This window comes from Rhizobium sp. 768_B6_N1_8 (assembly GCF_051811225.1).
Lineage (GTDB): Bacteria > Pseudomonadota > Alphaproteobacteria > Rhizobiales > Rhizobiaceae > Rhizobium.
This window is the reverse complement of record NZ_JBPWPV010000005.1, coordinates 24,680-37,014: the sequence shown is the minus strand read 5'-3', so window position 1 is coordinate 37,014 and position 12,335 is coordinate 24,680. Positions and strand designations below refer to the sequence as shown.

Annotated in this window: 13 protein-coding genes; 6 read left to right on the top strand and 7 right to left on the bottom strand. The window is 59.7% G+C overall.

Features of this window, described 5'->3' with window-relative positions; genetic code table 11:
• Positions 1–61: 61 nt before the first annotated feature.
• Entirely contained in the window at positions 62–814 is a 753-nt protein-coding gene (locus tag AB8B33_RS38415) for an SDR family NAD(P)-dependent oxidoreductase (protein WP_130685661.1), read from the bottom strand.
• Positions 815–1,149: 335 nt separating this feature from the next.
• Positions 1,150–1,530, bottom strand: a complete 381-nt coding sequence (locus AB8B33_RS38410; protein ID WP_131612088.1) for a winged helix-turn-helix transcriptional regulator — start codon at positions 1,528–1,530, stop codon at positions 1,150–1,152.
• Between the two features lie 332 nt (positions 1,531–1,862).
• Here AB8B33_RS38410 and traR point away from each other — a divergent pair, with 332 nt between their 5' ends.
• Positions 1,863–2,567, top strand: a complete 705-nt coding sequence (traR, locus tag AB8B33_RS38405) for an autoinducer-binding transcriptional regulator TraR (protein ID WP_439019432.1) — start codon at positions 1,863–1,865, stop codon at positions 2,565–2,567.
• 7 nt (positions 2,568–2,574) lie between these two features.
• Here the strand turns inward: traR and AB8B33_RS38400 are convergent, their stop codons facing one another.
• From AB8B33_RS38400 to traA, 5 genes are all read right to left on the bottom strand, one after another.
• A complete protein-coding gene (locus tag AB8B33_RS38400) occupies positions 2,575–2,883 on the bottom strand; it encodes a transcriptional repressor TraM (protein ID WP_439019431.1) in 309 nt (102 codons plus the stop codon).
• Between the two features lie 313 nt (positions 2,884–3,196).
• Positions 3,197–3,823 carry a TraH family protein gene (locus tag AB8B33_RS38395; protein WP_439019430.1) on the bottom strand — a complete coding sequence of 209 codons (627 nt, stop codon included), beginning with the start codon at positions 3,821–3,823 and terminating at the stop codon, positions 3,197–3,199.
• A gap of 12 nt (positions 3,824–3,835) precedes the next feature.
• Complete coding sequence (locus AB8B33_RS38390) at positions 3,836–5,011, bottom strand: conjugal transfer protein TraB (RefSeq protein WP_439019498.1); 1,176 nt, start codon at positions 5,009–5,011, stop codon at positions 3,836–3,838.
• Between the two features lie 40 nt (positions 5,012–5,051).
• The gene (gene traF, locus AB8B33_RS38385) at positions 5,052–5,582 is read right to left on the bottom strand and encodes a conjugative transfer signal peptidase TraF (RefSeq protein WP_439019429.1); all 531 of its coding nucleotides are present in this window, start codon (positions 5,580–5,582) and stop codon (positions 5,052–5,054) included.
• Entirely contained in the window at positions 5,579–8,881 is a 3,303-nt protein-coding gene (gene traA, locus AB8B33_RS38380; protein ID WP_439019428.1) for a Ti-type conjugative transfer relaxase TraA, read from the bottom strand. Before traA ends, traF begins: the two co-directional genes overlap by 4 nt.
• A gap of 252 nt (positions 8,882–9,133) precedes the next feature.
• Between traA and traC the strand changes: the two genes are divergently transcribed.
• The 5 genes from traC to AB8B33_RS38355 all read left to right on the top strand — a co-directional run bounded on the left by traC (position 9,134) and on the right by AB8B33_RS38355 (position 12,274).
• Entirely contained in the window at positions 9,134–9,430 is a 297-nt protein-coding gene (gene traC, locus AB8B33_RS38375) for a conjugal transfer protein TraC (RefSeq protein ID WP_439019427.1), read from the top strand.
• A 4-nt stretch (positions 9,431–9,434) separates the two neighbouring features.
• The gene (gene traD, locus AB8B33_RS38370) at positions 9,435–9,650 is read left to right on the top strand and encodes a type IV conjugative transfer system coupling protein TraD (protein ID WP_038496879.1); all 216 of its coding nucleotides are present in this window, start codon (positions 9,435–9,437) and stop codon (positions 9,648–9,650) included.
• Positions 9,637–11,580 (top strand): Ti-type conjugative transfer system protein TraG, encoded by a 1,944-nt coding sequence (gene traG / locus AB8B33_RS38365; protein ID WP_439019426.1) that lies wholly within the window; start codon positions 9,637–9,639, stop codon positions 11,578–11,580. The genes traD and traG overlap by 14 nt, the downstream gene beginning before the upstream one ends.
• A gap of 45 nt (positions 11,581–11,625) precedes the next feature.
• Entirely contained in the window at positions 11,626–11,793 is a 168-nt protein-coding gene (locus tag AB8B33_RS38360) for a hypothetical protein (RefSeq protein WP_439019425.1), read from the top strand.
• Between the two features lie 148 nt (positions 11,794–11,941).
• On the top strand, positions 11,942–12,274 hold the full coding sequence (locus AB8B33_RS38355; RefSeq protein ID WP_439019497.1) for a WGR domain-containing protein: 333 nt from the start codon (positions 11,942–11,944) through the stop codon (positions 12,272–12,274).
• The last annotated feature ends 61 nt before the right edge of the window (positions 12,275–12,335 follow it).

The window sequence follows — 12,335 nt, the reverse complement described above, 5'->3', positions numbered from 1 at the left end:
TGAGAGGACGCCGAACCTCGGCGACGGGATTGCGCCGAGTTTCTTGGCGACACGTGGCACTTCAGATTTGAGCCAAGCCACCATCGACGAAGAGTTCAATTCCGTTGATGAAGCTAGCGTCATCGGACGCAAGGAACAGCACGGACTTTGCGATCTCTTCAGGTTGGCCGACCCGGCCTGCGGGGATGAGGCCCGCCAGGTAATCTTTGGTTCCCTGCGCCTGCGCGCCGCCGCCGAACAACTGGTCGAGTCCTGCAGTATCGGTCACTCCTGGGCTGATCGCATTGACGCGGATGTGCCGGTCCTTAAGATCGAGCATCCAGTTGCGGGCGAAGTTGCGCACCGCTGCCTTTGTCGCCGAATAGACGCTGAAGGCCGGCGTGCCGGAAATGCTTGTGGTAGAGCTTGTCAGAATGACGGAGGCGCCGTCTTTCAGAAGCGGCAGCGCCTTTTGAACTGTGAAAAGGACCCCCTTCACATTCGAGTCGAACGTCTGCTGATAGTGCTCCTCAGTAATCGCGCCGAGTGCAACCATTTCTCCTCCGCCCGCATTGGCGAACAATATGTCAATCTGTGCATGCTTTTGCTGAACAGCGTCGTAAAGCCGATCGATATCAGCAAGGTCAGCCGTATCGCCACGGACCGCAGTGACTCGGCCGCCAATCTGCTTCACCGCTGCGTCCAGTGCGTCCTGGCGGCGGCCCGTGATGAATACTGACGCACCCTCGGCAGAAAATGCCTTCGCCGCCGCAAGACCGATACCGCTCGAGCCGCCCGTGATCACTACGACCTTGTCTTTAAACCTGTCCGTCATCGTCTTTCTCCTTGAAGTTACGGCGAAGCGCCGTCGTCTTCATATGTGCAGCAAGAACGATGGGGGCTGTAGTCTGCAAATCCTGCACTTAGCGTTCTACAGGACGAACGATGATGGGCGTTGGCTTTGATGGATGGTTGACGGGCGGTGCGTAAGCCGAAGTCGAAAACTCAGTTGAACGGCGGCAGTTCTTGAGCGGCTACGCTTGCAGTCTATCCGCTGGTCGAGCTGTCGGCTTCGGGTGACCGACAACGGCCATACGTTTCACGAGCGATACCAAGCACATGTGAAAGCCAAGCGAAAGAAACCAGTCACAAAGATGAAGGTTTGCGATCTTACTCCGCCAACTGATTTTCGTAACGCAAGGCCCAATCGCGCAACGTCGCGAAGGTCGGCATGAGGTCGATGCCGGCTTGGGATAACGCGTATTCGACCCGCGGAGGGATCTCGGCATACGCGGTGCGAATGACGATGCCGTTGCAAGCAAGGTCGCGGAGCTGCTCGGTAAGCATATGCTGGGTTATACCCGGCAGGGAACGGCGAAGTTCGCCGAAACGCATCGAACCATTGACCAGGCTGCATACGATTTCGATTTTCCACTTGCCGGTGATAGCCCTGATTGCCCGCTGGAAGCGCATAACGTCGATTTGTTCGGGTCCTACGCAGCCTTCACAATCTTCCCCGTAAACTCGTGCCGCTATAGTCTGGTTTTTCATACTACCTCTGCAAAATCATCCTACTTGCCACGTTCAATACGCTTCGCAAGTATTGGCCGCAAGGAAAAGCGGAGGTATGGAAGCAATGCGTGGTTAGGTTTGAGCCTGGAGGTTGCCGTACGCGACTACGGCAAGGTCACGCCGTGCGCGAGGCTACGGTTGAACCGCAACGATCGCATGTCAAATGACGCGATCAACCGACATCGGCTTTTCACCTTCACTCCCGAGTTCCATAAACCCAATTATGCAATCTTTGCTTGTATATTTACCAAAGCACAAGCAGTGAGGAGGATCTCGTGACCTGTCCCACCTGACAATTTACGGAGTAAAATATGCAACATTGGCTGGACAAGCTCATCGACCTTGCTGCGCTTCGGGGCGATGAGAATGTTCTCAAGGACGCTTTGACCCATCTTGCCCATCAAGCGGGTTTTTCCGGCTATGCCTATCTATACATTCGACCGGGCCACACGATCGCCGCATCAAATTACCCTTCCGATTGGCGGTCGATCTATTTCAAAAGAAAATTCGAGGCCGTCGATCCGATCGTAAACCGCGCAAAGTCGCAGAAGCGGGTGTTTACATGGAGCGGGGAGGATGAACGGCGTCACCTATCCAAGGAGGAAAGGGCGTTCTTCAAACAGGCAGCAGATTTCGGGATCCGCTCTGGAGTCACCGTCCCCATCCGAGCGGCCAACGGATCGACGTCCATGTTCACGCTCGCTTCTGACAAATCCTCAATTGACCTCGAACGCGATATCGATCCTGTCGCGGCAGCCGCCGCTGTTGGGCAGCTTCACACCCGCCTGACTCTGTTGCCCCTAACGCCGACGGCACAGTACCCGGCATGGCTCGACCCGAAGGAGGCCGCGTACCTCAACTGGATCTCGGTCGGCAAGACGATGGAAGAAGCTGCCGACCTCGAAGGCGTCAAATACAATTCCGTGAAAAGCAAACTTGAGGAGGCGAGAAAGCGCTTCCAGATCCATACGATGCCGCATCTGGTGGCACTGGCCATCCGTGCTGGCCTCATCTAGCCGGTGTTTAGTTGACCGACACTTTCGGGATGTAGCCGAGAAGGCCTATCAGAGTGCTAACTGCGCTCATCTGCGCATGCATCTCGATCATTGCTTCGATGTATTCGAGATGCTGTTCGCCCCCGACAGATTTTCCAGTCTGATAATCCTCCGGCAACGCCCGGAAAAACTGATCCGCCTTTTCGACGAGCTGTCTGTGCAGCCGGATGGCGTTGATCGCCAAAGTCTCGATGTCCACGCTTGGCAGCCCGCGCGTGAGCCCGATCACCGGGCGCAGTTCACATGTGTCCGACACTGCTGAATCTTTCAAATCCATCGGTGGTCCAACCTTGAGACATTGTCTGCGGTACGCCCCCGCAAACGTCAATCCCTGATCCCAAGCCGGGGGTTGGAAACCGTCCTAGACAGTCCTGAGACCTTTAGCACCGAGGCGCCTGGACATACGTCACAGGCCCCCGGCCAATTGGTCAGAGGATTCTGGCGCCGTATCGGCCGGCGCCAACCGCTAGGAAGGGTTTCCACACCCCCGGGCAGCGCGTACTGCCCTGCCTCGTCTTATAAAAGCACCAGAGCGTTTCCGCTAGGGCATGGAGAAACAATCGGTCTGCAGATCTGCAGAGAGCTCTTGGTCAAGGCCTTGAACCGATCCCCGAAAGATCGATCCTCATGCCTGCCTTGTTCGGATCAGACGCTCCCGTGTCGGTCACGGTTGCCGCGGCGGCGTTATCCTTATTAAGGTCAGTGCGATTTTCAGATTCTTCGGAATCGGCGGTGGCGGGGCGAGCGATTTTGTCCTGCGCCGGATCCTCCGCCCGGAATACCGCTACCCCTTCGAAATATCCCGTCTGCCAGGCAAGGACCGCATCATCCATAACCTGAGGCAGGACTTCTTTCGCGGTGGGATTACCATACCATTTCGAAACGATGCGAACGACCTTGGCAAAGAGCGTCGTCCCCATGCGGATATTCTCACATGGCTCGACCAAATCCGGCTTCAACTGACCGGCCTCGACAATGCCAAGGCCTGCCGGATACTGGGTGATACCCACGCGAACCGTGTTGCGACCGAGATTGTCGCGGATCAGAGCCAGCGCCTCTTCCGGCGTCTTCGGTTTTGGCACGCGCACAACGCGGTTTCCTGAGCGAACCGTGATAGTCAACGGGTCCTGCGATCCGGCCTTCGCGATGAACTGCTCAACGATCGCAGGCTTAAGGGAAGGATCGGCGCATTGCTGGATAAGGGCGGCATCGAGCATCCCAGGAACTCCCTATGTGTTGAACGCCATAACGATGGGAAGGTCGAAGAGCCGAGCCCAAGCGATCGCGCTCGCTTTCTGAATGGCGACGATTGAAGTGTTTTCGGTCCACCAGCCATTGCCAACAGCAACAATTACCTCAGGCGAATACAGCATCGATTGCAGGACCGGCCAGAGAATGAGCTGCTCGTAGCAGATCAGCGGCGCGATCCTCACTCCGTCAACCTCGACCACTGGATTGGCGAAGAAGTCGGCCCGCGCGCCACCGCCCTGCCCGGTCCATTGTAGCCACGGCTGCCACATCGATCCGGGGACTGGCATGCGCTCGCGATAAAGCACATCCGCCGCGTCGATCGAGATCGTCACCATAACATTGTCGTAGCCCCGCGGATCGACGATGGCTGCACCGGCGATGATGGTGAGGCCGGAGCCTCGCAGCCCCTCTTGCCAGACGCGCTGAACTGTCGGCGTCCACAAGCCGAGCGTGCTTTCGGGGAGAATAACGACACGGATGCCGTCTTTATGAGCGGTGGCTTTGCGAACCGTAGCGATCAGGCCACGGTTATACGTGAGCGACAAATCGCGGCCGAGGCTTTCTCCCATTTCGAGATCGACGCTCGTCCATCCGGGTGTTAGCCTGTGGGACGTCCAGTCCGTGGCGGGCCAGACGTAAAGTCCTCCTAGGACTGCGACCGCGATTTGCCATCTTCGACCGGTCATGACGACCAACAGAATCGCGGTCGCGACGAGGCCCCACCACCCCCATCCTGGAAACAATACGCCAGCCGCCGTCAGCGGATGCGCCCATCCGGTGATGCCGAAGGGCGGCAGCCCCGTCAACACCATCGCCAGCAGATAACGCACGGCCCTTCCCGAACCCGCTGCCCTCATCCCAGACGCAAATTCACCAGGACGCTTCGTCAAGAGTGCGGCATGTACGCCAATGAACGACACCGAAGCCGTCACCCAGAGCAGAATGCCAGGCCAGAGATCGGCGGCATAAAAGTTGGCGACGCCCTGCGGCAGGCCCCGTGAGGCGGCGAGGAAATACCCGGCCGAAACAAGTGCTGCGACCCAGCGCGACCGCGACCGCGCCCAAAGCGCCGGGAAGATCATAGCGACCGGGAGAAGATACACGTTTCCACTCCAGCCGAGCCAGCCGCAGATGACGGAGGCGATGACAAGCAGAGCAGACTTCCATCGATCGTCCACTTGGCCACCAGCATTGTCACGGATCGAAGGTGATGATCGGCCGCGCCAGGCCAAGAAGACCGGAATCCGGAACTGGACCAAAATATCGGCTGTCATAGGAGCTCGCAAAGGATGAATGGAGAAACAGGGTTTTGGGCGGCACGACGCCGCCAGGATCGGGCACAAGCAACCTGCCCTCGCCATCCCTGTCGTGGACGGCTGAGCTGGCGAGAACGGTACCATCGATGACGACGTGACCGGTGATTTCAACATGCTGGCCGGGCAACGCCACGACGGACTTGATCAGGGGTGCGACGCCCCCAACGCACAGACCGCGGCGGAAATAACCGCGACGGCGCGCTTGCTCGAACTTCGCGCTCGCCGGCGGGCAAATGAAGACCAGATCACCAACCTCGACAGGGCGATGAATCTGCTCGATCCGCCAGAGCCCGAGCGGTTCACTCGGCGTCATGTTGATCCGGTAGCCACCGACCGCAGCACCTGTCACGAAGGCGCTGATGATGACTGTGGAAGCACTCACGATCGTGATGGCGTAGCGCCGGCTCATTGCTTCATCACCGGAGACTGGCGTTGCGTCAGGCGTAATTCCTCGACCTGCTTCAGTGTCTGTGCCGTGCGCTCGTGAGCAGCAAGCTGCTGCGCTGTCCGCATCACCGGCCAGGCTTCTTTCAACTGCTCCTTTTGCTCCGGCTTCATACCCTCGGAGAGCTTTTCGTACAGCGTTCCCGACGGCTCGGGTGCGGTGTTGGCAAGCAGCGTACGCTCCCCGAACCGCTCGGTAACCGCCTGGTTGAACCCGTCGATCTCCTGCTTGGTTTCCCGGTTGCTGAGCGCGTATCCCATCGCCGCCGGCAGGTCGTTGCGGTCGATAGCATCACGCACTCGCTCCAGCACGACACGCGCCGCTGGTGACAGCGCCGGAATGTCGATGGAAACGCGCTGACGCAATACCTGCTCTTCCGTCTGCAGCTTCTGCGTAGCAGTTTCGCGCATCCGCAGATACTGCTCGAGATCGCGCTTCAGGGCGGGCACGTTGACCTCCGCCACCCGGCGTGCCTCGCGATCTACCTTGCTGGCGAGGATCCCGGTCTTGCCTTTCAGCGGCCCGATCGACGCCGGATCGGTCTCGACCTTCTGCAACGCCTGACGCGCGATCTCCTTGTTGGCGAGAACATCGTCGAAGTTCATCGCCCGGAATGCCGTTTCGGGATCGGCGAAGACGTAGCGGAAGCGCGCGGAGACCTCCTCCCATTGCTGCTTCAGGGCGTGATCGGCGCCGAGCCTGTCACCGACTGTGTCAGCGACAGAACCGGGGAATGTCTTGATGCCTGCGACCATCGGCGCGGTCTCCTTCATCGTTTGAGTGTTTCGGGATTGCTGCAGGCCGAGACGCTCACCGAGCGCCCGAAGCCGTCGGGTGAGATCAGCCAGTCTGTCCTTCTGGCGCAATGTCCAGTCGAGCCGGTCGCGGACAAGCGTACGCGCCACCTGCATGATGTGCAGGCCGCGGTTCTCCGCGAACTGCAGCGCCTGCCGGTAAAGCGTGCCGCGCTCGTAATCGAGCGTGGTTTCCTTGGCATTCCTGCGGGAGAGAACCTTCGAAAGTCCGCCTCTATAAGCAAAGGATCGCTGGCCATAATAAAGCTGCAGATCCTCGCGATGGCGGGTCATCGCCACATAGGTGAGATGCCGGTCGAGCGAGAGCGACGCCAGCACCTTGACCTTGTCGACGGTCGCACCCTGGCTCTTGTGGATCGTCGTGGCGTAGCCGTGATCGAGATTGCTGTAGAAGCGCTGTTCGACAGTGACCTGCCGCCGCTGATCGCCTTCTCCGACCATCGCCACGATGCGGTTCGGCGCGGCCTCGACAACATGTGCGATCATGCCGTTCTTGACGCCGAGCGATCCCTCGTTCTTCAGGAAGACGATCTGGTCACCGACGTCGAAACGGCGTTCACCGTCGGCAGTTCTGAAGACGTGGCCTTCTCCGACGATACCGCGTTCGACGAGCTTTTCTCGGGCCATGACATTGAGCATGCGAACATCGCGGCGCAGATGGGCGAGGATCAGCGTCGTCTTCGTCTGGTCGTGATCGTGGTTCCAGTCGGCGATCAGCGTCTCGACGGCTTCCGCCTTCAATCGCGTGCCCGTGATCCTGACGTTGGCGTCATAAGCCGCCAGCGCCTTCTCGACATTGCCTCGCGCCAGATCAAGCGACGCCTTGCGCATCCAGTCCTCGCGCTGGCGATAGATCGTCTCCAGTTCGGCATAGCCGATCCGATCGACGATAGCGCGGAAAGCCGCCCCCGCCTCGATCGGCTGAAGCTGTTCCGGATCGCCGACCAGCACGATTTTCGCACCGGCCCGAACCACGGCATCCACAAAGCCAGCCATTTGTTTCGATGCGACCATGCCGGCCTCGTCCATGACGAAAACGGTCTTGTCATCCAGGACGTCTCGACCGCTGCCCCAACGCAGTTCCCACGAGGCGAGCGTGCGGGAAACAATCCCTGCTTCCTTCTCCAGACCCTCGGCCGCCTTTCCCGCCAGCGCACCACCGACGACACGGTATCCGGCCAGTCCCCATGCCTCGCGCGCCGCCTTCATCATTGTGGTCTTGCCAGCGCCGGCGCGGCCAACGACAGCGGCGATGCGGGCTGGACCGGCAATGCGCTCGATCGCGGTTTTCTGTTCGTCCGACAGTCGCTCATGACGCCTGAATGTCGCATCCAGTACTGTATCGGAAACGCGGCGCCCCTCCTGGTTCGACAGCCACATCGACTGCCGCGCCATGGTGGCTTCGAGCCGGATCATCGCCCGCGTCGAATAACGCGCCGGAAGTTTCTCTCCGGTCGCGAATTCGATCGTTTCACGCTGCAGGCGCAAGACATCCGGGCTCAGGATGATCCTGATCATTAGTTGCTGGAAGACGGCGGGATCGTCGACATAGCGGTGCAGGACCTTTGCCACGTCGCGCTCGTCGAAGACGCTCTTCTCCCGCGTGATCAGGTCGAGCACGATGGCAGGATTCTTGACAATGCGGCGGGTGTTTTCGGCGCGGCGCGCGTCGTTCAGTTCGACCCGTTCCAGTTCCGGGCGGATACCTTGGCTCTCCGCCTTGCGCTCGATCGCCTTGGCACCAACGCCAAGATGGATGGTCGGTTCGAGATCAATACCCTGCTTTTCGTAAGAGCGGCCATCGATACGGAGATCGATGCCGCCAAGCGCCAGATGATGGTTCAACCGTTCGAACCACCCGTCCCTGAGAACGTTAAAGTCGTCTGCCGACCCGGCCCACAGTTCGTAGAGGATTTTTCCCGTTTTTGTGCGGACAGGCTGGCCATCCTCGCCGGTCACCGCGACCTTCTTTGACCCGAACCCGTCCTCGGTGAGCGGACGCAATGTGGTCATCAGGTGGATATGCGGATTGCCGGGATTGTCATGGTAGACCCAGTCCGCGACCATACCCTTTGCGAGGATATTCTTGTCGACGAAGTCCCGCACCAGCGCAATGTTCTGCTCGGCAGACAGTTCCAGCGGTAGCGCAATCGTCAGGTCGCGGGCGAGCTGGGCATCGGAACGTTTTTCGAAAGCCTCGACTCTGTTCCAGAAGGCTTCCGACGCTCCTGAAACAGAGCGGTCGGCGATGAGCGAACGAACCCATTTCGGGGCAGCGGGCGGCAGGACGAATTCCTCGTGCAGAAGGCCCTGCTTGCGCGTGTAATCGATGGTGCGGGCCTCGCGCTCATATTCCATTTTAGCGCAATGCCGGTAGGCCGCAGACAGCACGACGCTGCGGCCGGAGCCGCGGCTGACAATGCTGGCTGAGAAATGGGCGATGGCCACGGCGAAATGCGCTCCCGGTTAGAACCATGTTCGTCCAGAGCGGCGGCGAAGCCGGGGCCGCCAGGGCTTTGAAGCAACACGTCGCATCGCGACGTATAATTGCGCCCTTGGAACCGCTCCTTCGGAACGGCGGGATCATCCACAAAAGCATCGCCTCTGGCGATCTGCAGATCTGCAGATTTCAATTCAAGCATATCCGGAAGAATCTAGGCGTCGCAAGTGCAACGCCCAGACTTCAAAGGAGCAACCGGAATGAAGAAACCGTCGTCGCGGATCAGGGAAGAGATCGCAAGATTGCAGGATCAGCTGAAGCAGGCCGAGACCCGTGAGGCCGAACGCATCGGCCGCATCGCGCTGAAGGGCGGTCTCGGGGAAATCGAGATTGACGAGGCAGAGCTTCAGGCGGCCTTCGAGGACGTCGCCAAACGGTTTCGCGGAGGCAAAGGCGTTGCGACCGGGAAGAAGGATCCCGGAGATGGCCGAACCGCAAGCGGGACGTCCGCGACGCAGTCGCCTGGCGCGGATGCGGGCGGCCTTGGTGAGGCTTGAGCGGATGGCCAAGGCAATGACATCAGATGCGCGCAAAAAGGACACGCGCGAAAAAATCGAACTCGGCGGCCTGATCGTCAAGGCGGGACTACGCTACGAGAAGCGTTCTTTGCTGCTCGGCCTGCTGATCGACGCCGGCAGGCGGATCAAGGGCGACGAGACGGAGAAGGCTCGACTGATGGCAATCGGCGCGGAGGCCTTCGGCAATGACGGCGAATAAGCTGCTTCTGACAATCCTGCCCGCGGCAATCATGATCACAGCGATGGTCCTGATGTCAGGCCTTGAACATCGGCTTGCCGCGCTCGGGACATCAACGCCGGCAAAGCTGATGCTGGGCCGCGCAGGGCTCGCCCTGCCCTATGTAGCCGCCGCCGCGATCGGCGTTGTTGCGCTGTTCGCGAGCAACGGTTCGACGAACATCAAGGCCGCCGGTTCGAGCGTGCAGGCTGGCAGTGCTGCGGTCATCATCATCGCTATGACACGCGAGGCCATTCGCTTGGCTGGTATTGCCGGCAATGTGCCAGCCGGACAATCGGTTCTCGCCTATGCCGATCCGGCAACGTTGATTGGCGCCGGCATCGCTTTCCTTGGAAGCGTCTTCGCTTTGCGGGTTTCGATCAAGGGCAATGCCGCCTTCGCAACGGCGGCACCAAAGCGCATCGGTGGCAGGCGTGCGGTCCACGGCGAGGCCGACTGGATGAAGATGCAGGAGGCTGCAAAGCTGTTTCCCGAGCACGGTGGCATCGTCATCGGCGAGCGATATCGTGTCGACCGCGATAGTGTTGCCACCATGCAGTTTCGCGCTGATGAACCGCAAAGCTGGGGTGCCGGCGGCAGGTCGCCGCTGCTCTGCTTTGATGGTTCCTTCGGATCGTCGCATGGCATCGTCTTTGCCGGATCCGGTGGCTTCAAGACGACCTCGGTGACGATCCCGACCGCGCTCAAATGGGGCGGCGGTCTCGTTGTGCTGGATCCGTCGAGCGAGGTCGCGCCGATGGTTTCCGAACATCGGCGTCAGGCCGGCCGCAAGGTAATCGTGCTCGAACCAACCGCGTCTGGTGTCGGCTTCAATGCGCTCGACTGGATCGGTCGTCATGGCAATACTAAGGAAGAGGATATCGTCGCCGTTGCGACGTGGATCATGACCGACAACGCGCGCACGGCATCTGCCCGTGACGATTTCTTTCGGGCCTCGGCCATGCAGCTTCTGACCGCACTCATCGCCGACGTTTGTCTGTCCGGCCATACCGACGAAAAAGACCAGACTTTGCGCCAGGTCCGCGCCAATCTGTCCGAACCCGAGCCAAAACTTCGGGCGCGCCTGACGAAGATCTATGAAGGGTCGGATTCGGATTTCGTGAAGGAGAACGTGTCCGTCTTCGTCAACATGACACCGGAGACGTTTTCCGGTGTCTATGCCAATGCCGTCAAGGAAACACACTGGCTGTCCTATCCAAATTTCGCCCGTCTTGTCTCCGGCGACAGTTTCTCGACCGACGATCTCGCAGACGGCGAGACCGATATCTTCATCGCGCTCGATCTGAAAGTGCTGGAAGCCCACCCGGGCTTCGCGCGCGTCGTCATCGGCTCGCTGCTGAACGCGATCTATAACCGCAAAGGCGACGTGAAGGATCGCACACTCTTCCTACTCGACGAGGTGGCTCGTCTCGGCTATCTGCGCATCCTCGAAACCGCGCGCGATGCAGGCCGCAAATACGGCATCACGCTGACGATGATCTTCCAGTCGCTCGGCCAGATGCGCGAGGCTTATGGCGGGCGTGATGCGACGAGCAAATGGTTCGAATCCGCGTCGTGGATTTCGTTCGCGGCGATCAACGATCCTGATACCGCAGACTACATCTCCAAACGATGCGGTGACACCACGGTCGAGGTCGACCAGACCAATCGCTCGTCCGGAATGAAAGGATCGTCGAGGTCGCGGTCGAAGCAACTCAACCGCCGACCGTTGATCCTTCCGCATGAGGTGCTGCGCATGCGCGCCGACGAACAGATCGTCTTCACCTCGGGCAACGCACCCCTTCGATGCGGGCGCGCCGTCTGGTTCCGCCGCGAGGACATGAAGGCCTGTGTCGGAGAGAACCGGTTTCACAAAAACTCTTCCGGCACGCATGAACCGGCTGTGCGATAGATCGAGGACCCAACGGTGAGATATTGGGAAGCATGCGAAGCACAGGTGACAGTGGCCCAGGCGATCGATGAATGCCGCAAGCATGGCATCACGGCGGTGGTACGCGAAGCCGACGGCGCGCTGATCGACAAGGACAGTGGGGAAGTCATTGGCCTTCCTGACGGCTACGGAGAGTTCTATGGCGGCGATGTCCTCGGCTTCCTCGGATATTGATCGGCGACCGTTTGCACTGATGGCGCCTGGCGTTCGCGGGAAGATCGTGACCCGGATGGGCGAAGACCTTTGGGCTTCGTTCGCCCCAGCGGATAGAGCTGAACGCCGTAGGCGAACCGCCCATAGTGTTCACCGGAACTTCACGGAAATGAATCGGTCAGACGCAATCGATTCATATCTCTCGTTGGACGAAAATTGGCGATCGCGCGATTATGCTGGCATGCTCATTCAACCCTACCGACTCTATGTCGAACGCACGGACGAAGCCCGCAACATGGCCCGCTTTTATGCGATGACGATCGAGCCCAATCTGTTCGGCGAGATCTGCCTGACACGTCGCTGGGGCCGGATTGGAGGCCAGGGCCAGATGAAGGTCCAGCATTTTGCCAGAGAGCAAGATGCTGTCGCTACCTTCCTCGATCTTCTCCGCCGGAAGCGAAGCCGCGGATACCGGGTCACCCCTTCGGCAGTCCGTCATTGAAAGTCGGCGATCTCTCGCAGACACTAGCTAACTTCACACATCGACCACGATAAAACGGGAG